This window comes from Streptomyces katrae, from assembly GCF_000717655.1.
Taxonomy (GTDB): domain Bacteria; phylum Actinomycetota; class Actinomycetes; order Streptomycetales; family Streptomycetaceae; genus Streptomyces; species Streptomyces katrae_B.
Genome location: NZ_JNZY01000010.1, coordinates 1 through 22,193, shown reverse-complemented (window position 1 = coordinate 22,193; position 22,193 = coordinate 1). Strand labels below are relative to the sequence as shown.

Genomic DNA, 22,193 nt, shown 5'->3' with positions numbered 1-22,193 from the left:
CCAGGGTCTCACCGTTCCCGCACGTATGCCCGCCCGCGTCAGGTCCCGGCGTCGCCGTCGGTTCCGTGACGCTCCGTCGTGGGGGGCGGGGTCGGGGTGCCTGCCGGGGGCGTCTCGTCCGGGTCAGGTACGGGCTGCGTCGACCTCTGCCTCAGCTCCGGCGCCACCGGGGACGGCGGGGCCGGAGAGGGTGGTTCCGACGAGCTCGGCGGGGGCGCCGGCGCCTTCGAGGACGCGGGCACGGATGCGGGCTTCGAGACGGGCGGCGTGACGGACGCGGGCGGTGCCTCGGATTCCGGCGTCGGGGGCGGCGTCGGGGGCGGCGTCGGCGGTTCGGGCCTCAGAGGCGCCCTGGACGCGGGCTCGGACGGCGCCGTGGATTCGGGCTCGGACGGGGACTCGGGAGGGCGCCCGGACTTCGTCGGCGACCCCGCCGGGGACGGCCGGGGCGTCGTGACCGACGGGCTCGGCTGCATCGGGGTGATCGGCGGCTTCGGGACCACGGGCGGCGGAACGGGCTTGTCGCGCCCGCCCTGGTGGTCGCCGCGGTCACGCTCGAACCAGTGCCGGTCGTGGCGGTCGTAGATGACGAACTTCTGGACGACGGTCACCGACGGCGCAACGACGACGACGTTCTTGGGCTCGTACGAGCTCCACGGCTGTCCGGACCGCTTCGGGTTGGCCTTCAGCGCCACCGGGGACCCGAGCGGGTTGCCGCAGGCGCACCGCACCCGCGGCACGCCGCGGGCGTCGACCAGTACCGCCGTCCCGGCCTGCAGCACCGCCTGGTAGCTGGTGGCCTTGCCGTCGCGGTAACCGTGGTTCGTGACGCGGGTGTCCGTGCCCAGCTGCAGGGGGGTGAGCGAGCGCAGGTAGCCGGGTACGGTCGCCGGCGGGATGCCGAGCGCCGAGGCGAAGGCGCTGTTCTTGGCGGGCTGGGCGGTCAGCGCGCCGATCTGCTTCTCGACGTCGCAGCTCGCCGTGGCCTTCGTACCGCCGTACAGGCCCGGCGCCGAGCCGCTGATGCTGCGTGTGACGATGGCGCCGGTGGGCGCCGCGCTCTGCGGCGAAGACGGCGTGGACGGCCTGGCGGTCTGCGGCGCAGGAGTCGTCGCGGTGGACTCCGTGAACGGGTCCGGTCCGGTCGCGGCGGCGGGCTGCAGGAACACCTCGCCGCCGGCGGAGGGGGCGCCGCCGGGCCGGGTCAGAACCACGGCGAGGGCCACTGCGGCGGCCAGCGCGACGAGCGCGGTGGCCAGCCGGGGCCCGGAGCGCCACCAGGGGGCGCCCGACGGCGGCGGCCCCGGTGGGGTGCCTCCGGGCGGGGCCGGCGGCGGGGGTGGCGGCGGCCCCTCCCGACCGCCCGAGAGGGGGCCGGACGGGGGACCTGCGGGACGCTCGGCCGACGGGTGTATGGACTGCGTCGGCTCCTGCGGCTCCCGACCGGAGGGTTGCGTGGTCACGTGCCCTACTTCCCGGGCGGAGGAGTTCCGGCCCCTGTGGACGCTCCGCGAGTCGAACAGGGAGATGTCAGGATTTCTTGCACTCCTGCGGACCATTGTCTGCGCCGCTCGGGTGGTGGCCGCAAGCCGAGCGTGCCTACGGTGGCACCGTGAGCAGTCCGTCAGCACCGAGTTCGGTACCCGGGGGCTCCGCGAGGGCATGGCGGGACGCCCTCGTCGCCGTCGTGGCGGGCTTCGCGGTGATGGCCGCCGTCGCCGCGGCGGGACTGGCCTGCGCGAGGGCCACCGACCTGCCCGGCGGGGCGTTCCCCCGGGTGGTCGCGGCGGTCGTCGTACTGGCGGCCGGCGGATCCGTCGAGGTGACCGGCGCGGCCGGCTTCCTGGCCGACGCCCATGCGAGCCTGTCCGTACTCCCGCTCTCCGTGAGCCTCGCCGGGGCGCTCACGGCCGGCTCGCTGTTCCTGCGTCCCCTGCACAACCGGGCGGTCACCCGGCCGGGCGAACTCGCCACCCGTACCGTCCCGCTGGTGCTGCTGTGGCTGCTAGCCCTCACCGGCACCGCGGTCCTCGCCCGCCAGACCTTCGGCATCTCCACCGGCGACTCCCTGGTCACCGACCTCGGCGAACTCCTCGACTCCTCCCCGACGGCCGGCTTCAGGGCCGCCCTGCCGGCGACCCTGTTCTTCGGACTGCTGTGGATCCTGGGCCTGTTGCTGATCGCGCTGCTGATCTCGCGCCGGGCCCCGCTCCCGGCCCGGCTGGTCCGCTTCCACGCGGCGGTGCGGCCCGCCGCCTTCGCCACCGTGGCGCTGCTCCTCGCGTACGTCGTCATCGGCCTCGGTGTCGGCGTGGTCGTGGCGCTCACGCAGGGCCATGCGGACCGGACGTTCGCCGTGATCCTGCTCGGGCTGCCGAACCTCGCCTGGCTTGCGCTCACCCTGGGCCTCGGCGGGGCCTGGGACGGCCGGGTGGAGGGGCTGTTCGGGCTGCCGATGCCGCAGTTGCTGGACCAGGTGCTGCGCGGGCCGAAGCTGTCCCGGGTCGACGTGGGCTCGCTCGCGGAGCAGGACTCCCGGGCCTGGTGGCTGGTGGCCGTGGCCGCCGTGCTGCTGCTCGGCACGGGCTTCCTGGCGGCCGTACGCTCCCCCTCGCACGTCCGCGCCTGGGAGCACGCGCTCCGCCTGGGCGTGGCCCTCGCCCTCGCCACCCTGACGGTGTGCCTGCTGACCGCCCTGGAGGCCCGGTTCGGCCTCTCGCTGCTGGGCATCGGCGACGTCGGCATGGTGGGCGCGAAGACGGAGCTGCAGCCGGTGCTGTGGCGCAACGTGGGCCTCGCCCTGCTCTGGGGCGCGCTCGCGGGGTTCCTCGGCGCCCTGCTGGCCCGTCCGGTGCACCGCCGCGGTCTCGTCGAGAAGCCGCCGCAGACCATCGCCCGCTGACCCGCCCCTGCGGCCCGCCGGCCTCCTGGCCCTGCGGCCTGCCGGTCCACGGAGGACTCGGCCGCTGTCTCACCCGCCGTCCGGCGGCGTCACGACCTGCGTCGGCTCGGCCGCTGCACGCCCCGGTTCGCGGCCTTGTTCGCGCCCGGGTGCACCGGGCGCCCGCCCGCCTGACGTTGCCGTGTCCACCCTTGCGCCGGGCGATGCCCTGCGTTCCGTCTCCGCGGCCGGCGGCTGGGGCTCGGCCGGCTCTCCCGGTCCCGTGCCGACCGCGTACGTCGCGAGGCGGATCCCGTCTCCGTACATCCAGCGCCCGCTGGCCTCTTCGTACAGCCAGACGGCCTCGTCGTCGACCACGATCCCGATCCGCAGCCCCTGGGTCGCCCGCCGGAAGCCCTCGGTGTCCGTGCGCCCGGCGGCGAGTTCCTCGGCGGCCCGCCGGTAGCGCTGCAGGGTGTCGGCGCCGCGTGCGAGCAGCGGCAGCGGGTCCTCCTCGGCGTGGGTGACCGGCCGCCCGCCGGTCGGCGGCGGCTCGGGGACGGCGACCAGGAGCCGTCCGTCCACCCAGGCGGACCACCCGTTGGCGCACAGGACCTCCCCCCATTCCCCGCGCCGGGACAGCAGTTGCACGGGCAGGAAGGGGTCCAGGGGCACGGTGGGCCGGGAGACGTCGGGCTCTTCCCAGGCGGGCAGCCCTTCGCGCGGGACCACGTGCGTGGGCTGGAAGTCGAAGGGCCCGGTCAGGTTGGCCATCGACGCCTACTTTCGCATGATCGCGGGCTCGTGGCGGCGCAGCAGCCGCAGGACCAGCACTCCGAACAGGACGGACAGTGCCACGAGCACCCCGAGATCGAGCAGCCACACGCCGGCGCTGTGTGCGAAGAGCGGGTCGCCGGTGAGCTTGCCGGGGACGATCGCGCCGAGGTCGATGGTGCCGGCCATGGCGGCGAGCGCCCACCGGGACGGCACCAGCCAGGCCAGCTGCTCGATCACGGGCACGCCGTTCAGCTGCAACAGGGCTCCGCAGAAGACCACCTGGACGATGGCGAGGAGGACCAGCAGCGGCATGGTGACCTCCTCCTTCCGGACCAGGGCGGAGACCAGCAGGCCGAGCATCATTGCGGTGAAGGACAGCAGGGCGACGGCGAGGGTGATTTCGACGAGGGGCGACAGGAGGACCCCCTTGCCGCCGGGGGCGTTGGTCTTCACTCCGTAGAGGCCGACGAGCGTCATCACCACGGCCTGGGCCACGGTGATGGCGCCGAGCACCACCACCTTGGACATCAGATACGCGGATCTGGACAGTCCGACGGCCCGTTCGCGCTGGTAGATGACACGCTCCTTGACCAGTTCCCGTACGCCGTTGGCGGCGCCCGTCAGCACGCCGCCGACGCACAGGATGAGCAGGGCGTTGATCGCCGTCTCCTTGGTGAGGGTGCTGCCGGCCAGGGCGCGGGTCATGGCGCCCATGACGAACGGCAGGGCGATCATGATGACGAGGAAGGTGCGGTCGGCGCTGAGCGCGGCGGCGTAGCGGCGGACCAGTGTGGAGAGCTGGGAGCCCCAGCTCTGGGCCTTGGGCGGCGGGGCGACGAAGCCGGCCGCTGCGGACCGGTCCTCGTCGCGCCGGGGCTGCCGCGCGGCGTTCCGTACGTACGTGCGGTGCTGCGGGGAGGCGCTGTACTCCCCCGCCCAGTCCCGGCCCTGCTGGTTCTCGAAGGCTTCGAAGGCCTCGGGCCACTCGGCGAACCCGAAGAAGGCGAGGGCTTCCTCGGGCGGCCCGAACCAGGCGATGCGCCCGCCCGGGGCGAGGACCAGCAGCCGGTCGCACACGTCGAGGCTGAGCACGCTGTGGGTGACGACGACGACGGTGCGGCCGTCGTCGGCGAGGCCGCGCAGCATGTGCATCACGGAGCGGTCCATGCCGGGGTCGAGGCCGGAGGTGGGCTCGTCCAGGAAGAGCAGGGAGGGCTTGGTCAGCAGTTCCAGGGCGACGGAGACGCGTTTGCGCTGGCCGCCGGAGAGGCTGTGGATGGGCTGGTCGGCGCGCTGCCCGAGGCCGAGTTCACCGATCACCTCGTCGACCCGGGCCTCGCGTTCGGCCCGGGCGGTGTCCTGCGGGAAGCGCAGTTCGGCGGCATAGGCGAGGGCGCGGCGGACGGTGAGCTGCGCGTGCAGGATGTCGTCCTGGGGGACGAGGCCGATGCGGCTGCGCAGTTCGGCGTAGTCGCGGTAGAGGTCCCGTCCGTCGTACAGGACGCTGCCGTGGTCGGCGGGACGCAGTCCGGTGAGGGCGCCGAGGAGGGTGGACTTGCCGGCGCCGCTGGGGCCGACGACGGCGAGCAGGCATTTGGCGCCGACGGGGAAGGAGACGTGGTCGAGGAGGGTCTTGCTGCCACGGTCGACGGAGACGGCGAGCTCCTGGACGTCGAGGGAGACCTCGCCGGTGTCGAGGTACTCCTGGAGCTGGTCGCCGACGAGGCAGAGGGCGGTGTGGCCGATGCCGACGATGTCGCCTTCGGCGACGGGGGCGCGTTCGACGCGGGCGCCGTTGAGGAAGGTGCCGTTGTGGCTGCCGAGGTCGGTGATCTCGAACGTGCCGTCGGCGAGTGCGTGCAGTTCGGCGTGCCGGCGGGAGACGATGAGGTCGTCGATGACGAGGTCGTTGTCGGGGGCGCGGCCGATGCGCACGGCGGTCCGGGTGGGGAGCGGGCGCACGGTGGTGGGGCGGCGGAAGGTGCCGGTCAGGGACGGGGTGGACACCGAGGACGGCCCGGGGCCGGCGGGCCCGCCGTTCGAGGCCGGGCCGAGGCACCGGGCGAGCGGGCCGTCGGAGGCGTCGCCGAAGCGCAGTTCGCTGCCGACGCCGATGCTCCACTCGTGGACGCGGTGGCCGTCGACCCAGGTTCCGTTGGTGCTGTGCTCGTCCTCGACGGTCCAGTGGTCGCCGTCGGGGCGCAGGATCGCGTGGTGCCAGGAGACGCGGGCGTCGTCGAGGCAGATTTCGCACAGGGGGTCCCGGCCGACGTGGTACGTCCGGCCCGGGCTCATCGCGGTGGAGCCCGTGTCGGTTTCCAGGACGAGCTCGGGTGCAGTCGGCACACCGGGGCGCTGGACCATGAGCAGATTTTCCCACGATCCGACCGGTCCAGCATAACCGCAGGTCAGCGGCCTCTTATGGGTAATGACAACGGTCCCCGTTGCAGCCTTTGCCCATTGCGTCACGGTGCGCTTCACTTCACGCGTCGGAACCGAACACACGGGGGACGCCATGAGTGGGCACGACCACGCGCACGACGACCACGACCACGACCACGCTGCAGGCCACGACCACGGGGCCCACGGTCACGGCGGACACGGTCACGGCGGTCACAGCCACGGCGTCTCCGCGGACGCCGACCGGCGCTGGCTGGCCATCGCACTCGGCCTGATCGGTGCGTTCATGGCGGTCGAGGTGGTCGTCGGCATCGTGGCCCAGTCCCTGGCACTGATCTCCGACGCCGCCCACATGCTCACCGACGCCGTCTCGATCGTCCTCGCGCTGATCGCGATGCGGCTCGCGGCCCGCCCGGCGCGCGGCGGATTCACCTACGGCCTCAAGCGCGCGGAGATACTCTCCGCCCAGGCCAACGGGCTCACCCTGCTCCTGCTCGCGATCTGGCTGGCGTACGAGGCGGTGCGGCGGCTGATGGACCCGCCGGAGGTGGCGGGCGGGCTGGTCCTCGTGACGGCGCTCGCCGGCATCGTCGTGAACGTGGCGGCCGCATGGTGCATCTCCAGGGCGAACCGCTCCTCGCTCGCCGTCGAGGGCGCCTACCAGCACATCCTGAACGACCTGTTCGCCTTCATCGGCACCGCCGTGGCCGGTCTGATCGTGCTCACCACGGGCTTCGTCCAGGCCGACGCGATCGCCACGCTCGTGGTCGTCGTCCTGATGGTCAAGGCGGGCTACGGGCTGGTCCGCGAGTCCGGCCGGATCTTCCTGGAGGCCGCCCCGGCGCACATGGACCCGGACGCGGTGGGCGACCGGCTCGTCGGGCACCCGCCCGTCACCGAGGTGCACGACCTGCACATCTGGACGATCACGTCCGGACAGGCGGCCCTGTCGGCGCACGTGCTCGTCGAACCGGCCGGCGACTGCCACGCCGTACGCCGCGACCTGGAGCGCCTGCTGGAGAAGGAGTACGGGATCACGCACACCACGCTCCAGGTGGACCACGTACAGGAAGCGCTGCTCAGCGTCGGCCGCCCGGGCGAGGACCCGGCCGACCCGCACTGCGCGGACGCGCACGGCCCGGTGCACCGGCAGGGCCCGCACGACCACTGAGCAGCCCGCGGGCGGGGCATGGATGGACGTATGACACAGAAGCGCAGTGCCGGACTGCTCCTGTTCCGCCCGGCCGCAGACGCGCCCGATGAGGGCATCGAGGTGCTCCTCGGCCATATGGGCGGCCCGTTCTGGGAGCACAAGGACGACGGGTCCTGGGCCATCCCCAAGGGCGAGTACGAAGCGGACGAGACCCCGCTCGCCGCGGCCCGCCGGGAGTTCACCGAGGAGATCGGCCTGCCGCCTCCGGAGGGGCCGTACCTCCCGCTGGGCGAGGTGCGGATCCCGGGCGGCAAGCTGGTGACGATCTGGGCCGTACGGGCCGACCTCGATCCGGCGCTCATGGTGCCCGGGACGTTCACGATGGAGTGGCCCCCGCACTCGGGCCGGAGGCAGGAATTCCCCGAGCTGGACCGGGTGGCCTGGTTCACTCCACCCATGGCCGAAAGCAAGCTGACACCATCTCAAATCCCCTTCCTGGAGATGCTGTTGGGTCTCCTGAAGGGTTGACCTGACCTTGACTTGCCAACAAACCCCACCTGCATGGACATTGCACATATGACGAACGTCGTGCTGGTGGGAACCCTGGACACCAAGGGTGTCGAGTACGGCTGGCTGCGCGAGAGGCTGCTGCGCACCGGCGTCGAAGTGATCATGGTCGACACAGGCATCATGGGCGAACCCCGGGTGCCCGCGGACGTACCGCGCGAAGCGGTGGCCCGGGCAGCGGGAACGGAACTGTCGGAACTACGCGCGGCCGCCGACCGGGGTGCGGCCGTGACCACGATGGCCCGGGGCGCCGAGGCGACGCTGTTACGCCTGCACGCCGAGGACCGGCTGGACGCGGTGCTCGCCATAGGCGGCAGCGGCGGCACCTCCATCGCCACCCGGGCGATGCGCGCGCTGCCGCTGGGCGTGCCGAAGCTGATGGTCTCGTCCATGGCGTCCGGGGACGTGGCCCCGTACGTCGGATCCTCGGACATCGCGATGATGTACAGCGTGGTGGACATCGCGGGGATCAACAGCATCTCCGCGCCGGTCCTGGCGAACGCGGTCGAGGCGGCCGCGGGGATGGCCAAGGCCTTCGAACGGGCCTCGTCGGTCCGGCAGCGTCCCGCCCGGCTCGGCACCGGCTCCCGCCCGCTGGTCGCGGCGAGCATGGCGGGCGTCACCACCATCGGGGTGGACGCCGCCCGCGAGCACCTGACCGAACTCGGCTACGAGGTGCTGGTCTTCCACGTCAGCGGCACCGGCGGCCGCACCCTGGAGACCCTGGCCGGACAGGGCATCTTCGCGGGCGTGCTCGACCTGACGCTCAGCGAGCTCGCCGACGACCTGTGCGGCGGCATCCTCACCGCCGGCCCCGACCGCCTCAGCGCGGCCGGGCGGGCCGGGATTCCGCAAGTGGTGAGCCTGGGGGCGCTGGACATGGTGAAGTTCGGCCCGCTGGAGACCCTGCCCGAACGGGCCCGCTACCGGCGGGTCCACGTCCACAACCCGTCCGTCACGGTGATCCGTACGACCCCCGCCGAGTGCGCGGAACTCGGCCGCCGGGTCGCCGCCAAACTCCGCGCGGCGACCGGCCCCACGGCCGTCTGCGTCCCACTCCGCGGACTGTCCACGCTCGGCGCGCCGGGCGGCACCTACCATGACCCCGACGCGGACCGGGCCCTGTTCTCGGCGCTGCGCGAGGGGCTGCGCGGCAGCTCCGCCCGGCTCTACGACTACGACACCCACATCAACGACCCGGACTTCGGGAGGGCGGCGGCCGACCGGCTGCACGCCATGATCGGCGCGGCGCGGGCCGCGGCGTGACCGTCGTCTGACCACCGGCCGACCGCCGACCGACCGCCGTGCGAGATGCCCGGCGGGGTTGGGAACCGGCCGTGGCGGAAACCGTGTCCCTGGGGGTGGCCGGTCGGCGTACGACCGGGCCTGGGGCTCGGTGACGCCACGGACGGGGGCAGACGATGAAGAACGCGTGGACGGTGCCCGGCTATGCGCAGGTCCGGGAGCTCGGCTCGGGTGGCAGCGGCCGCGTGGTCCTCGCCGTGCACGAGGCCACGGGCACGCCGGTCGCGGTGAAGTACCTCAGCGACCGGCTGCGCGAGGACCCGGCGTTCGTCGCGGAGTTCCGGGCCGAGGCCCGGCTCCTCGGCGGCCTGGACACCCCGTACGTGGTCCGCTTGTACGAGTACGTGGAGGCGCCCGGCGGCGCCGCCATCGTGATGGAGCTCGTCGACGGGATCTCCCTGCGCGCACTGCTGAAGCAGGCCGGGCAGGCCGATCCCGAGGCCGCCCTGGTGGTGCTGAAGGGCTCCCTGCTGGGCCTGGCCGCGGCGCACCGGGCGGGCGTCGTCCACCGCGACTACAAGCCCGAGAACGTACTGGTCGCCCCCGACGGCTCCTCGAAACTGGTGGACTTCGGCATCGCCGCGCGCCGCGGTACGACCCCCGGGGTGGCCGGCACCCCGGCGTACATGGCCCCGGAGCAGTGGCAGGGCCGGCCGGCCTCGCCCGCGGCCGACGTGTACGCGGCGACGGCGACGTTCTTCGAGTGCCTGACCGGCCGCAAGCCCTTCGCCGGGGAGAACTTCGCGGAGCTCGCCGTCCAGCACATAGAGGCGCCGGTCCCCGAGACCGAGGCCCCCGAACCGGTACGCCCGCTGATCCGGCGGGGTCTGGCCAAGGCCCCGGAGCAGCGGCCGGAGAACGCCGAGGCGTTCGTGGCGGAGCTGGAGGGCGTGGCGCTCGCCGCGTACGGGCCGGACTGGGAGGAGCGCGGGCAGCGCAAGCTCGCGGCGCTGGCCGCGCTGCTGCCGCTGCTGTTCCCCTCGGCGGGCGCCCCGGCCTCGGGCACCACGGCGGTGGCGACGACCACGATCGCGAGCCCCTCCCGTTGGGCCCCGGGCCGGCGCGGCCTGATCGCGGGCGGCGTGGCGCTGGTCCTGGGCGTACTGACGGCGCTCACGTACAGCGCGGCCGGCGGGGAGCCCGGCGGGGCCTCGGCTCTGAACGCGTTCGCGACGTCGAGCGCGAACCCCGGCGGTACGGGCCCGACACCTGCCCCCGGCCCGAGCGTGTCCGCCTCCCCCTCGCCGTCCTCCTCCCTCTCCCCGTCCCCGTCCCCGTCCGCGTCGCCGTCGCCCACTGCGAGCCCGAGCTACTCGCCGGCGGTGACACCCACGGTCACGGCACCGACGACGAAGCCGCCCACCACGCCGCCGCCCTCGCCGAAGCCGACGGTGGTCGTTGGGGCGGTGTCCGTCACCGTCCGCCAGACGGGGACCTTCCTCGGCCAGGCGACCGTGACCGTCGAGGCGAAGGGCACCGCGCCGGTCACGGTGGTGCTCGAATGGTTCACCGGTGACGCGGAGGGGAAGCTCGGCACGCCGGACGGCGCCTCCGACACCCTGACGTACCAGCCGGGCGCCGCCGCGCCGCTCGTCAAGACCCACACCTTCTCCGGCCAGGGCTGCTACTGGGGTGTGCGGGCCACCACCAAGCCCGCCGCCGGCAACGGTTCCTCGACCTCCCAGGTCTTCATCAGGCGGTGCACGATCTCATGAGCGACAGCGACGACGACTACAGCGCCACCGTCCTCGGCAGCCACTGGTTCAGCGGCCCGCCGCAGCCGCAGGAGGCCGTGCCCGACCGGATCGAGGGATCGGTGCTGCGGTTCGGGCCCGGAGTGACGGCCGCCATGCCGGCGCCGTTCCCCGTGGTCGCGGAACCGGTGCCGGCCCGCCGGCGCGGCGGGTGGCGCCGGTACACCCTGGCTGCGGTCGTCCTGCTCGCGGTGCTCGCGTACCTGGCCTGGCAGCGGTACGGCCCGGCCATCGAGGTGCGGGACGTGACGGTCGCCGCCACCGACCCGCAGGGTCCCGGCTGCGATGCGACCGCCGACGTGGTGGCCGTCGTACGGACCAACGGGCGGCCGGGGACCCTGACGTACCGGTGGATCCGCTCCGACGGCACGCAGTCGGAGCAGCTCACCGAACGGGTGCCGCGCGGGAAGAAGGAGGCCCGGCTGCACCTGCTGTGGACCTTCCAGGGCCGGGGCACCTACGCGGCCGAGGCGAAGCTCCAGCTGGTCTCGCCCGGTCAGCGCACCGCGGCGACGCGGTTCACGTACCGCTGCACCGGGTAGGGCACGACGGGCGGCAGCAGACAGCAGAGCCCCTCTGGTTTCAAACCCTGGCGTGGGCGGTGATGTCCGCCTCGAACTCGCCCGTCATCGCAGGGGTCACCGTCGGCCTGCACTGCGCGACCGCCGCCAGGTAGTCCTGCGTGGAGGCGCCGAGCTGGGCCGCCGCCGCGCCGCGGGCGCCCCCACCCCCTCCAGGTCCCGCTCGAAGGACACCTGCGCCGCGATCCGCGCCGCGTGCTCGATGTCGGCCGGGGTGAACAGCTCGCTGGCCGCCACCAGGGCCGCCACGTCCACGTCCGTCCGGCCCGCCGTGTAACGGGACCAGATTGCGGCGCGCGCCCCGGCGTCCGGGGTGCCGATCGGGATCAGGTAGTCGCAGCGCCCGGGCACCGGGTACCGCCCCTCGTTCGTGCTCCTGCGGCGAGGCTAGGGGCGGGCGGGCCGGCGATCACGTTCCGCGGTGCACAACAGCCGGCCCGGAAACCGTCCGTGTCGTCCATAGACTGGTGGCTTCCGCCCGAGCCGCGCATCGAGGACCCGAACCGTTTCATGACTTCCGACATATCCGCCGACAGGTCCTTGGGGCGCCGGACGATCGTGTGGCTGGTTCCGGTCCTGTGGACGGTGGGGCTGGGCCTGTGGGGGCTGTCCCGGCAGGACAGCGTGTGGCGGGACGAGGCGGCGACCTGGCAGGTGGCCGGGCGGTCGGCGGGCGAGATCCTGGACATGCTCGGCAACGTCGACGCCGTGCACGGCCTGTACTACCTCTTCGTGCACGGGCTCTTCGAGCTGTTCGGGGCGAGTACGGCCACGCTGCGGCTCCCGTCGGTCCTGGCCGTGGCGGCCGCCGCGGCGTGCGTGGCCCTGATCGGGCGGCGGCTGGCCGGGTTCTGGGCGGGGCTGGGCGGCGGGCTGGCGCTGGGACTGCTGCCGGCCGTGCAGTTCTACCTCCAGGAGGGCAGGCCGTACGCGCTGGTCGCGGCTGGTGCCGGGCTGTCGACACTGCTGCTGGTGTCGCTGCTGTCCGCGCCGCCGGCGCCCGGCGCCGGGAGGCGGGCCTGGCCGCGGTGGGCGGCGTACGGGGTCGCGGTGCTGGTGTGCGCGCTGCTGAACTGGCTCTCGCTGCTGGTCCTGCCCGCGCACGCGGCGACGCTGTGGTGGGTGCGGGCCGGGCGCGGCGTGTGGCTGCGCTGGGCGGCGTACGGGGCGGGCGCCGTCGCGGGGGCGCTGCCGCTGGTGGTGTTCAGCCGGAGCCAGTCCGATCAGGTGTCGTGGATACCGCCGCTGACCTGGCACATGATGATCGGCCCGGCGGTCCTGCTGGCCGTGGGCGGCCTCGGGGCCCGGCTGGACCGGCCGCGCGTGGGCCGGCTGTCGGCGGCCGCGGTGGGGCTGCCGCTGCTGGCGGTGCCGCAGCTCGGGCTGATCGGGATCTCCCTCGTCCAGCCGCTGTTCCTGGACCGGTACGTGCTGTTCGGCATGCTGGGTCTGGCCCTGCTGATCGGTGCGGCGCTGGGCGCTGCCGTACGGGCGGCCCGGCCCCGGTTCCCGAGGGCGGCGGGCCTGCTCGTGCCGGGCGTGGTCGGGATCGCGGTGCTGGCGCTGCTGCCGGTGGAGCTGGGCAAGCGGGCTCCGGCCAGCCGGGTCGACGACGTGCTGGCGGTGGCCGGTGAGGTGGCCCGGCTGGGGCGGCCCGGGGACGCGGTGCTGTTCGTACCGGCCGCCCGGCGGGACACGGCGCTGGTCTCCCCGGGGGCCTTCGCGGGGCTGGTGGACGTCGCCCTGGAACGGAGTCCGGTGGCCTCGGCCACCCTCAAGGGCGAGGAGGCGGACCCGGCGCGGATCCGGGCGGCACTGCTCGGGCAGCAGCGGGTGCTGCTGGTGACGGACGCGGCGAAGGTGGCGAAGCCGTCGGGGGCGGCTCGGGACGCGGCGAAGGCGGCGGTGCTGAAGGAGCGGTTCACCGTGGTGGAGGACCGCCAGGTCCGGGGCCGCCGGGTGACGGTGTATGAGCGCCGCTGACGGCGTACGAGGGCCGGTGTACGCCGATGCCGGTCAGGCGGCGTGGGGGTGCGCCGCCGCGGTGTGGGAATCCAGCCACGAGAGCGAGGCCTCGGCCAGGTCCGGCCAGCCGTGGTCGACGGTCAGCGAGTGGCCGCGGTCCTCGAAGCACTGGTACTCGGTGGTCGCGTGGGAATGCCGGTACTGCTTGTAGGTCGAGCGGGTCAGCAGGTCCGGGACGGTGTGGTCGAGCCTGCCGGACAGCAGGAGCAGCGGTCCCCGGGTCTCGTTCTCCGTGTCGACCTTGGTCGGTGAGTGCGGGGTGAAGTTGCCGAGGGCCAGCTGGAACAACGGGCGGGCGGTGCTCGGGATCGTCCACTCCTCGAAGAGCTCCTCGGCCTCCTGCTCGGAGACGGCGTTGGCGAAGCCGTAGCGGAACTGCTCGCGGTTCAGCGAGACGGCCCGCCGGGTGTTTCCGGGGTTGTGCAGGACGGCGAACGTCGACTTCGCCTGGGCCGGGGCGATGGCCTTGACGCCCTTGATCTGCCCGGGGCAGATGGCGACGGCGGCCTCGGCGAGGCCCTGGCCGAGCAGGTGCTGGGCGATGAACCCGCCCACCGAGTGCCCGACGAGAACAGGTCGGACCGGCAGGGCGCGGATCACCTTGGCGTGCGCCTCGGAGATCTCGACCAGGCCGACCCCGGCCTGGTCGTCGGGCCGGCGACGGGCCTCGGTGACGGTCCCGGGTACCCCGGGCCACTCCGGCAGGACGGGCTCGTACCCGGCTTCGCTGAACGTATCGGCCCAGCCCTCCCAGCTCGAGGAATGCAGCCAGAGGCCGTGGATGAACACCACGGGCGTTCGGCGCGGTGCGGTCATGACAGGACACCTCCTGGGCCCCCCTGGCGCCTCTGCCAGTCTCGCCCGTGCGGCGCGGCCCCGCCTGCGGAGCACGGATTCACAGCGCATTCATATGGAATACCGGGCTCCGGACATAGCTTCTGCGGGGAGGCTCGGTGCATGATCCCGTGCATGCTTCCCCGACCGGCCCACCGCGCCCGCACCCGGCGGGCGTCCCGGATCCTGCTGGCGCTGGCCGCGATGGCCGCTCTGGTGAGCGTGGACCTGCCCGACGCCGCGGCCGTGCCGCCGCTCGGGGTGACGGCCGAGGCCGGGTCCGACCGGGCTGCGGACCGGGTGGGCGCCCTCTTCGCGGGCGCCCTCGACGGCGGGCACTTCTGCACCGCCGCGGTGGTGCACAGCGACGACCGCAACGTGATCGCCACCGCCGCGCACTGCCTGGACGACCCGGACACCACGGTGTTCGCGCCGGGCTACCGCGACGGCGAGGCCCCGTACGGGGTGTGGAAGCTGACCGGCGTGCACGTCGCCCCGGACTGGACGGACGAGCGGGACCCGGATCAGGACATCGCCTTCGCGACGGTGGCCCCGGCGGACGGCGGCACCGGACGCATCGAGGACGTGGTGGGCGGGTTCCCGGTGGCCACCGAGCAGCCGGACGACGTCACGGTGACGGTCCTCGGCTACCCCGCCGCCGACGAGGCCCCGCTGCGCTGCGCCAACACCACGGGCCTGCTCTCGGAGACCCAGCGCCGGATCGACTGCCCCGACCTCAGCGGCGGCACGAGCGGCAGCCCCTGGCTGGCGGACGGCGCCGTGGCCGGAGTCCTCGGCGGCTACGAGGGCGGCGGCACGGATCCGGACGTCTCGTACAGCGCGGTGATGGGCGACCAGGCCCTGGAGCTCTACCGCGAAGCGGCAGTCTCCGCAGGCTGATCATCCGCCGGACGCCTCAGACGGGGCGCAGTTCCTCCTGGATCCCGACCGGGGGTGCGAACCAGGCCGGCTCGTCGCGTCGGGCGCGGTGGATGCGGTCCAGAGCGAAGTCTTCCAGCGGGGGCAGGGCGTCCGGTGCGAACCAGGCCACCTCCAGCGACTCGTTGTCGTTGGCCCGGGCCTCGCCGCCGGTGGCCCGGCAGCGGAAGGTGATGTCCTGGAACTGGCAGACGTCGCCGTTCGGGTAGGTGATCGGCTCGAGCATCTCGACCAGCACCACCCGCTCCGGGACGCAGTGCACCGCCGTCTCCTCGTACACCTCCCGCACCGCCGTCTCCGCGGGCTGCTCCCCCGGCTCCGCGATCCCGCCGACCACGGCCCACCGGCCGGTGTCGGAGCGCCGGCCGAGCAGCACCCGTCCCCGGTCGTCGAAGACGATGGCCGTGACCCCGGGCAGGAGGAGCAGCTGGTTCCCGGCGGAGGCGCGGATCGCGCGGATGAAGTCAGGTGTGGTCATCCCCCGACCCTACGGGGCCGCGCCCGCCGACCCGCGTCAGAGTGCCCGGCGGGCCCTGATCCGGCGGGCGAGGGTCCGGCCGAGGCCTCCGGCGGCGACCAGCAGCAGCAGGTACTCGGGCAGCGGGCCGAAGCGGGTGGCCGGGGTCTGCGTGGAGCGCAGCGGGATCTCGGCGACCAGCGCGTCCGCGGTGAACATCTCGGTCTGCCGGACGATCTGCCCGTCGGGGTGGATGACGGCGCTGACACCGCTGGTGACGGGGACGAGCACGGTCCGGCTGTGCTCGACCGCGCGGACCCGGTCCATCGCGAGCTGCTGGTAGGTCATCTGCGACCGGCCGAACGTGGCGTTGTTGCTCGGTACGGCGATCACCTGCGCACCGTCCTGGACGGTGGAGCGCACGGCGTCGTCGAAGGCCGCCTCGAAGCAGGTGACCATGCCGACCCCGCTGCCCGCCATGTCGAAGACGCCCGGGTCCTTGCCGGGGCCGAAGTCGCGGCGCACCCGGTCCACGTCCGAGCTGAAGAGCCGGACGAACGACCGCATCGGGATGCGCTCGCCGAAGGGCTGGATCTTGCGCTTGTCGTACGTGTCGGTGGGGCCCTTGACCGGGTCCCAGAGGATCATCGTGTTGCGCAGCGGGCCGGTCTCCGGGGCCAGGACGGAGCCGATCGCGACCGGCACGCCGATGGCCTTGACCGCATTGTCGATGACGCCGTACGCGTCGGGCTGCGTGTACGGGTCGATGTCCGAGGAGTTCTCCGGCCAGACCACGAAGTCGGGCTTGGGGACCCGGCCGGCCTTGACGTCCGCGGCGAGCTGGATCGTGCGGTTGGCGTGGTTGTCGAGGACCTGGCGGCGCTGGGCGTTGAAGTCGAACCCGGCGCGCGGGACATTGCCCTGGACGACGGCGGCCACGGCGGTGCCGTCCTCGGCGGCGTCGGACACCAGCGGGCGGGCGGCGAGGGCCGCGCCGATCGGGGCGGCGACGGTGAGGGCCGCGAGGGCCGCGGTGGCCCGGCGGGGGTGGCTGCGCGCGATGCGCAGGGCCTCGTACAGCCCGAATCCGCAGAGCACGATGGCGAACGAGAGCAAGGGGGTCCCGCCGAGGGCGGCGAGCGGCAGGAAGAAGCCGTCGGCCTGGCCGAAGGCGAGTTTGCCCCAGGGGAAGCCGCCGAACGGGGCCCGGGCGCGCAGCGCCTCGCCCGCGATCCAGACGGCCGCGGCCCACAAGGGCCAGGCGGGGAGCCGGCTGACGAGGGCGATCCCGAGGCCGGTGAGGCCGATCAGCAAGGCCTCGAGGGCGACGAGGGCGATCCACGGGACCGGGCCGACGCCCTCGCTGGTCCAGACGAGCAGCGGCAGCAGGAAGCCCAGGCCGTGCAGGAGGCCGAGGCCGAAGCCGGCGCGGGCGCGGCGGCCGTGCAGGCAGCCGCCGAGCACCGCGAGGGCGACGGGGGCCAGCCACCACAGGGGGCGCGGCGGGAAGCTCAGGTAGAGCAGCACACCGGAGCCGGCGGCGAGGGCGGCACGCACCGGCCAGGAAGCCGCCCACCCCTTCCAGGGGGACACGGCGGCTTCGGTTCCGGCTTCCGCTCGGGGTTCCGCTTCGGCGGTGCGGCCGGGGTCTCGGGTGATGCTGCTGCTCATTTGGCGGAGTGTACGTCCCCGCGCGCCGGGGGCGGGAGAGCGACTCAGCGGGCGAGGGAGCGCAGGTGGACGCGGATGACCCGGACCGCGTTCTCGGCGTCGTCGACGGTGACCGTGAACACCTTGCCGTCGCCGAGCCGCAGCTCCACCCCTTCGCCGCGCCGGACGATGACGGCCGTGCCCTTCTCGGGGCGCCAACGGTAGCCCCAGCCGCCCCACTGCTGCGGGGTGATCCGGGGGAGGAACTCGGCGGAGGCCACCTCCGCGAGCCTGATCTTCCGGCGTGGCAGCCCGATGTGGCCGCAGCGGACCTCCAGCGCCTCGGCGTCGACGGTGACGGCGACGTGGACGAAGGCGAGGGTGCCGTAGAGGATCAGCAGCCCGACGGCGAGGCAGCCGATGACGGCCATCAGCAGCGGGACGATGCCGGCGGTCCAGGACGAGTCGACGGCGAGCTGGACGCCGAGTGCGAGACAGGCCGCGCCGGCGGCGGCGAGCAGCCACTGCATGCGGTTGGAGGCCCGGCCCGTCCACAGGGGACCCGGGGGGTGACCCGTCATGTGTAGCAGCGTACTCACGTTCCGCATGTACGCCACCGCCTCTCGCCCGCACGGCGGCGGGCGCGTCGGATCACCTGCCCGGTGTTGACCTCAAGCGAACTTGAGGTCCTACGGTCGTCCACATGACCACTCACGAGGCAGACCAGCAGGCCGTACAGATCGTTCCGGAGCGCTACCGCACGGCGGTCGTGGCCCACGTCATGGTGTCCGACGCGGCCGCCGCGCTCTCCTTCTACGGGCGGGCCTTCGGCGCCGTCGAGGACTTTCGGCTCGACCACCCCGAGGGCGGGGTGATGCACGCCGAGATACGGATCGGCGGGGCCGTGCTCATGCTCGGTGACGTCTCCGAGGGCCCGTTCACCGCGCCTCCGGAGCTGGGCGGCACCTCGGTCGCGCTGCACGTGTTCGTACCGGACGTGGACGCACTCGTACGGACGGCTGTGACCGAGGGCGCGGAACTGGTCCAACCCCCGGCGGACCAGTTCCACGGCGACCGGACCGCCATCCTCCGGGACCCGTTCGGGCATCTGTGGGTGTTCCTCACCCACCTGGAGGACGTGTCCGGGGAAGAGCTGGAGAGCCGGCTCGCGGACGCGTGACCCAAGGGCCCCGGAGTCCCCGGGGCCTCAGCCGGGGAGGAGGCCGGGGAGCGCATCGCTCAGGGCGGGGCGCCGGGCCGTCATGAACGGGTGCGGGTTCCGCGAGCCGAAGGCGACGCGCTGGGCACTGCGGCGCCGCACACGCCGTCCGCGCGCAGTGCGCCGGGCAGCGCGGCCCGCCCGTGGACGGCGACCGCGCGGGCGAAGGCCTCGGCGTCGAGGAGGGCGGTGCAGGCGCCCCGGCCGAGATCGGGAGTCATGGCGTGCGCCGCGTCGCCGACCAGGGCGGTACGGCCGCCGTGGACGAAGGAGGGCAGCGCCGGGTGCAGGTGGCGCATCTCGTACCGGAGCCAGGTCGCCGGATCGGTGTCGGCGAGGACCTGCGGGATCGGGTCGTGCCAGCCGGCGGACTCGGCGCGCAGCTGCCCGGCGGCCGCCTCGGGGGGCCGCCGCGGCCGCAGCGGCGGGGACGGTGGCGTACCAGTTGGTGCGCCCCGGGCTCGACGGCGGCGCAGCCCGATGGCCGGTGGCGAGCCCGCCGACCCCCACCCCGACCACGACGGCCGTACCCGTGCCGGCAGCAGACTTCGCGGCACGCGCACACCTGCTGCGCGCGGCCGGGCTGCCGGCCGGAGCGGAGCGGGTCCGCGCCCTCACCCTCGTACTGGACGGCGCGATCCCGCACCTGCCGGCCGGGCCCCGGACACCCTCGCCGCCGCCGGCCTCGACGACCTGGAAGGCTTCGCACGGGGTGTACTGGCCTGCGTATGCCCCGAACCGTCCGAGGAGGAACCGTGATCACTCGACTCGACCGCGCCGTGGGCGCCGTTCTGGGCTCGGCCGTCGGTGACGCGCTCGGCGCGCCCTACGAGTTCGGGCCCGCCGGCGAGTTGACCGCGCGCGGCGAGGAGATGCGCGGGGGCGGCGGCTGGGACCCGGGCGAGGCGACCGACGACACGCAGATGGCCGTCCTGGTCGGCGAGTCCCTGCTGGAGCACGGCGGTCTCGAACTCCCCGACGTCTTCGGGCGGTTCCAGCGCTGGGCGGCCGGCGAGCCCAAGGACATCGGGCTCCAGACGGAGGACGTGCTGACCAACGGCGAGACCTGGGACCTGGCCGCCGCACTGCACTTCCAGATCAACGCGCGGGCGGCGGGCAACGGTTCCCTGATGCGGGCCTCCACCTCGGCGGTGTACTTCGCCTCCGCCGGGCGGGAGGCCACGATGGACGCCGCCCGCCGGATCGCCGCGCTGACGCACGGCGACCGGGCCGCCTGGGAGGGCACGGCCCTGCTGCACGAGCTCGTACGGGTGATGCTCGACGGGGGCGATCCAGTGGCCGCCCTCCCCGAGACGCTCGCCGCCGTACACCCCGACCACCGCGAGCGGTACGGGCTCGTCCTCGGCCCCGACTGGCATCCGGGACTGGCCACCGAGTTCAACGGAGCGGTCTGGCCCTGCCTCGGCTCGGCGGTCTGGGCCCTGCGGACGACCACCGGGTTCGCCGAGGCCGTACGGGCCGCCGTGGACCTGGGCGGGGACACCGACACGGTGGCGGCGGTCACCGGGACCCTGGCCGGGGCGCGCTACGGGCAGGCGGCGATCCCGCCGGAGTGGACCGCGCCGCTGCACGTGCCGCTGCCCGGGTTCGGGAACCGGGTGCTGGACGCGGACGGGCTGCGCGCGCTCGCCCAGTCGCTCGCGGGGCGGACGTAACGCTCGGGGAGCAGATCCGCCACGGGCACGGCACGCAGCGCGCCCCCGGACCCGAGGATCACCCGCAGCCGCGGGTGGAGGTCGAGGAGCACCTGGCGGCAGCAGCCGCACGGCGGGAGCACCCCGCGGTCGCGGTCCCCCACTGCGACGATCGTGTCGAGCTCGCCCATGCCCTGCGCGACGGCCGCACCGAGCACGACGAGCTCGGCGCAGGGGCCTCCGGTGAAGTGGTACACGTTCACGCCCTCGACGGTCCTGCCGTCGCGGGCACGGGCCACCGCCGCCATGATGTGGTGCTCGCCGTGGCACCGGGTCCGGGCCAGACCGGTGGCGGCGGCGACGAGCGCGAGGCCTGCGGGGTCATCTCCGGATCATCACCGGATATCGCCGGATATCGCCGGATCACAGTCCGACGGTCGCGCCCTCTTCCGCGAGCAGCCGGCCTTCGGCGTAGCCGAGTGCGGCTGCGGGGAGCGCCCCCTCCTGCCCGCTGAGCAGGACGGTCAGGGTGCCGGTACGGGGCAGGCCCGGCTCGGGGAGGACGCCGAGGCGGCGCAGCGCCTGTACGGCGACGGGCTCGGCGGAACCGTGGTAGCGGAGGTCGGCGCCGCCGGTCCGCTCGGCCAGGGCGGCCCGGATGGGCGCCTCGACGAGCTCGTAGTGCGTGCAGCCGAGGACGACGTCCGTGACGTCGGCCGGGGTCAGCGCGGCGGCCGCAGCGACGGTCGCGGCGACGGCTGCGCCGTCCCCCGCCTCGACGGCGTCGGCGAGTCCCGGGCAGGGCACCTCGGTGACCCGGGCCCCGGCGGCGAAGTCGCGGATCAGCCCGCGCTGGTACGGACTGCCGGTGGTGGCGGGGGTGGCCCAGATGGCCACGCGCCCGCCCGCCGCGGCGGCGGGCTTGATCGCCGGCACGGTCCCGATCACCGGGATCCCGGGCTCGAGCGCGGCCCGGAGGGCGGGCAGGGCGTGCACGGAGGCGGTGTTGCAGGCCACGATCAGCGCGTCCGGCCGGTGCCCGGCGGCGGCCTGGGCGACACCGAGGGCGCGCCCGGTCAGATCGGCAGGGGTACGCGGCCCCCAGGGCATGCCGTCGAGGTCGCTGGAGAGGACCAGATCGACGTCGGGCCGCAGCCGCCGCATCGCGGCAGCCGCCGCGAGGAGGCCGATTCCGGAGTCCATGAGGGCGATCTTCACCTGGTCACCTTAATCGAAGCCGCCGGGAAAGCCGCCAATGTGGGGCGGAGCCGACGTGCCAGTCGGGGCCGCGGGCGGAGCGAGCTGAGCGGGATGGCCGGTGCGGCGGAGGCGGCAGCCGGGCGGCCTGCCGATTCGGTGCGGAAGGGTAGGTCGGGACACCCGAAGGCACGTCGACGCGCTCGGCAGCAGAGCTCGATCGGGGGGACGGGAGTACGCGCACTCGGCGCCGGTAAGGCGAGCCGGGATGTGGGGGGCGAGGTCTGTGTGCTCGGGGTGGGGAGAGTGGATCGGGGGGACGGGGGGCGGGGTCCGTGTACTCGGCGTCGGAGGTGTGTCCGGGGGCGTCCCGTCAGTCCACTGTCCTTCCGTGTCGTGCCGGTCCCTCAAGGGCGCTCCTCCTTCGTCGTCGCGTCGCTTCGCGACCCTTGACCGACCGACCCGCCCCGGAATGCCATAAGACTGCCGGGAAGCCCCCGAAGGATGGCCGGGGGGTTCGAATTCCGACCAGCCCCGATCAGAGATGCTGAGCAGGGACGCCCCTGCCCATCCGCACCCCATGCCCCGGGACCACCGACCCGGGCCGGCGACGGGGCCGCGGGGAGGGGAACGCCTCCCTCAAGGACCCATGGGCACCCTTTCCGGGTCTGGGTGGGGTCAACCTGCACCGGACAGCGACGAGATGACGCTGGGGTGCCGCTCGGGCCGTGGACGCCCCAAATCGCTACGCGCTCCGCCCGGTTTGGCGTCCGGCGGCCGTCTGGGGCTGGGCATAGGC

General features: G+C 74.1%; 19 protein-coding genes and 2 pseudogenes. 10 read left to right on the top strand and 11 right to left on the bottom strand.

Annotated features, from left to right (window positions below; genetic code table 11):
• Window positions 1-38: 38 nt before the first annotated feature.
• The gene (locus tag IF09_RS40190; RefSeq protein WP_199920436.1) at window positions 39-1,463 is read right to left on the bottom strand and encodes a DUF6777 domain-containing protein; all 1,425 of its coding nucleotides are present in this window, start codon (window positions 1,461-1,463) and stop codon (window positions 39-41) included.
• Window positions 1,464-1,612: 149 nt separating this feature from the next.
• Between IF09_RS40190 and IF09_RS0113840 the strand changes: the two genes are divergently transcribed.
• Window positions 1,613-2,902 (top strand): streptophobe family protein, encoded by a 1,290-nt coding sequence (locus IF09_RS0113840; RefSeq protein WP_051832430.1) that lies wholly within the window; start codon window positions 1,613-1,615, stop codon window positions 2,900-2,902.
• A gap of 69 nt (window positions 2,903-2,971) precedes the next feature.
• Here IF09_RS0113840 and IF09_RS40185 read toward each other — a convergent pair whose 3' ends face one another.
• Window positions 2,972-3,655, bottom strand: coding sequence for a hypothetical protein (locus IF09_RS40185; protein WP_037634821.1), 684 nt, complete (start codon window positions 3,653-3,655; stop codon window positions 2,972-2,974).
• A gap of 6 nt (window positions 3,656-3,661) precedes the next feature.
• Window positions 3,662-6,022, bottom strand: a complete 2,361-nt coding sequence (locus IF09_RS0113830; RefSeq protein WP_030295390.1) for an FHA domain-containing protein — start codon at window positions 6,020-6,022, stop codon at window positions 3,662-3,664.
• Window positions 6,023-6,173: 151 nt separating this feature from the next.
• Between IF09_RS0113830 and IF09_RS0113825 the strand changes: the two genes are divergently transcribed.
• The 5 genes from IF09_RS0113825 (at window position 6,174) to IF09_RS0113805 (ending at window position 11,379) form a co-directional block, all read left to right on the top strand.
• Entirely contained in the window at window positions 6,174-7,229 is a 1,056-nt protein-coding gene (locus tag IF09_RS0113825; protein ID WP_030295388.1) for a cation diffusion facilitator family transporter, read from the top strand.
• 30 nt (window positions 7,230-7,259) lie between these two features.
• Window positions 7,260-7,739: an NUDIX domain-containing protein gene (locus IF09_RS0113820; RefSeq protein WP_030295385.1), complete on the top strand. Its 480-nt coding sequence runs from the start codon at window positions 7,260-7,262 to the stop codon at window positions 7,737-7,739.
• Window positions 7,740-7,787: 48 nt separating this feature from the next.
• Complete coding sequence (locus IF09_RS0113815; RefSeq protein ID WP_030295383.1) at window positions 7,788-9,044, top strand: Tm-1-like ATP-binding domain-containing protein; 1,257 nt, start codon at window positions 7,788-7,790, stop codon at window positions 9,042-9,044.
• A 155-nt stretch (window positions 9,045-9,199) separates the two neighbouring features.
• Window positions 9,200-10,798: a serine/threonine-protein kinase gene (locus IF09_RS0113810; protein WP_030295381.1), complete on the top strand. Its 1,599-nt coding sequence runs from the start codon at window positions 9,200-9,202 to the stop codon at window positions 10,796-10,798.
• Entirely contained in the window at window positions 10,795-11,379 is a 585-nt protein-coding gene (locus tag IF09_RS0113805) for a hypothetical protein (RefSeq protein WP_030295379.1), read from the top strand. The genes IF09_RS0113810 and IF09_RS0113805 overlap by 4 nt, the downstream gene beginning before the upstream one ends.
• 96 nt (window positions 11,380-11,475) lie before the next feature.
• Here IF09_RS0113805 and IF09_RS0113800 read toward each other — a convergent pair whose 3' ends face one another.
• Window positions 11,476-11,769, bottom strand: a complete 294-nt coding sequence (locus IF09_RS0113800; RefSeq protein WP_030295375.1) for a hypothetical protein — start codon at window positions 11,767-11,769, stop codon at window positions 11,476-11,478.
• Window positions 11,770-11,928: 159 nt separating this feature from the next.
• Between IF09_RS0113800 and IF09_RS0113795 the strand changes: the two genes are divergently transcribed.
• Window positions 11,929-13,401 (top strand): glycosyltransferase family 39 protein, encoded by a 1,473-nt coding sequence (locus IF09_RS0113795; protein ID WP_030295373.1) that lies wholly within the window; start codon window positions 11,929-11,931, stop codon window positions 13,399-13,401.
• Window positions 13,402-13,434: 33 nt separating this feature from the next.
• On the opposite strand, the gene IF09_RS0113790 is transcribed toward IF09_RS0113795, so the two are convergent.
• On the bottom strand, window positions 13,435-14,259 hold the full coding sequence (locus tag IF09_RS0113790) for an alpha/beta hydrolase (protein ID WP_037634818.1): 825 nt from the start codon (window positions 14,257-14,259) through the stop codon (window positions 13,435-13,437).
• A 153-nt stretch (window positions 14,260-14,412) separates the two neighbouring features.
• On the opposite strand from IF09_RS0113790, the gene IF09_RS0113785 reads away from it, so the two are divergent.
• Window positions 14,413-15,177, top strand: a complete 765-nt coding sequence (locus IF09_RS0113785; protein ID WP_037634816.1) for a trypsin-like serine peptidase — start codon at window positions 14,413-14,415, stop codon at window positions 15,175-15,177.
• A 16-nt stretch (window positions 15,178-15,193) separates the two neighbouring features.
• Here the strand turns inward: IF09_RS0113785 and IF09_RS0113780 are convergent, their stop codons facing one another.
• The 3 genes from IF09_RS0113780 to IF09_RS0113770 are packed head-to-tail and all read right to left on the bottom strand — an operon-like array spanning window position 15,194 to window position 17,904.
• Window positions 15,194-15,694: an NUDIX hydrolase gene (locus IF09_RS0113780; RefSeq protein ID WP_030295367.1), complete on the bottom strand. Its 501-nt coding sequence runs from the start codon at window positions 15,692-15,694 to the stop codon at window positions 15,194-15,196.
• Between the two features lie 36 nt (window positions 15,695-15,730).
• A complete protein-coding gene (gene lnt / locus IF09_RS0113775) occupies window positions 15,731-17,344 on the bottom strand; it encodes an apolipoprotein N-acyltransferase (RefSeq protein WP_078613235.1) in 1,614 nt (537 codons plus the stop codon).
• Between the two features lie 44 nt (window positions 17,345-17,388).
• On the bottom strand, window positions 17,389-17,904 hold the full coding sequence (locus IF09_RS0113770) for a hypothetical protein (RefSeq protein WP_030295363.1): 516 nt from the start codon (window positions 17,902-17,904) through the stop codon (window positions 17,389-17,391).
• Between the two features lie 122 nt (window positions 17,905-18,026).
• On the opposite strand from IF09_RS0113770, the gene IF09_RS0113765 reads away from it, so the two are divergent.
• Entirely contained in the window at window positions 18,027-18,503 is a 477-nt protein-coding gene (locus IF09_RS0113765; protein WP_030295361.1) for a VOC family protein, read from the top strand.
• 27 nt (window positions 18,504-18,530) lie between these two features.
• Here the strand turns inward: IF09_RS0113765 and IF09_RS42935 are convergent.
• Window positions 18,531-19,010 (bottom strand): annotated as a pseudogene (locus IF09_RS42935) (FAD-dependent monooxygenase); the annotation flags it as partial.
• Between the two features lie 260 nt (window positions 19,011-19,270).
• Here IF09_RS42935 and IF09_RS0113755 point away from each other — a divergent pair.
• On the top strand, window positions 19,271-20,218 hold the full coding sequence (locus IF09_RS0113755) for an ADP-ribosylglycohydrolase family protein (RefSeq protein WP_418953048.1): 948 nt from the start codon (window positions 19,271-19,273) through the stop codon (window positions 20,216-20,218).
• Here the strand turns inward: IF09_RS0113755 and IF09_RS42930 are convergent.
• Together IF09_RS42930 and IF09_RS0113745 are read right to left on the bottom strand one after the other, a co-directional pair.
• A pseudogene (locus tag IF09_RS42930) lies at window positions 20,212-20,541 on the bottom strand (cytidine deaminase family protein); the annotation flags it as partial. The gene IF09_RS0113755 and the pseudogene IF09_RS42930 sit on opposite strands and share 7 nt — an antisense overlap.
• A 79-nt stretch (window positions 20,542-20,620) precedes the next feature.
• Complete coding sequence (locus IF09_RS0113745) at window positions 20,621-21,415, bottom strand: glutamate racemase (protein ID WP_030295354.1); 795 nt, start codon at window positions 21,413-21,415, stop codon at window positions 20,621-20,623.
• Window positions 21,416-22,193 lie beyond the last annotated feature (778 nt).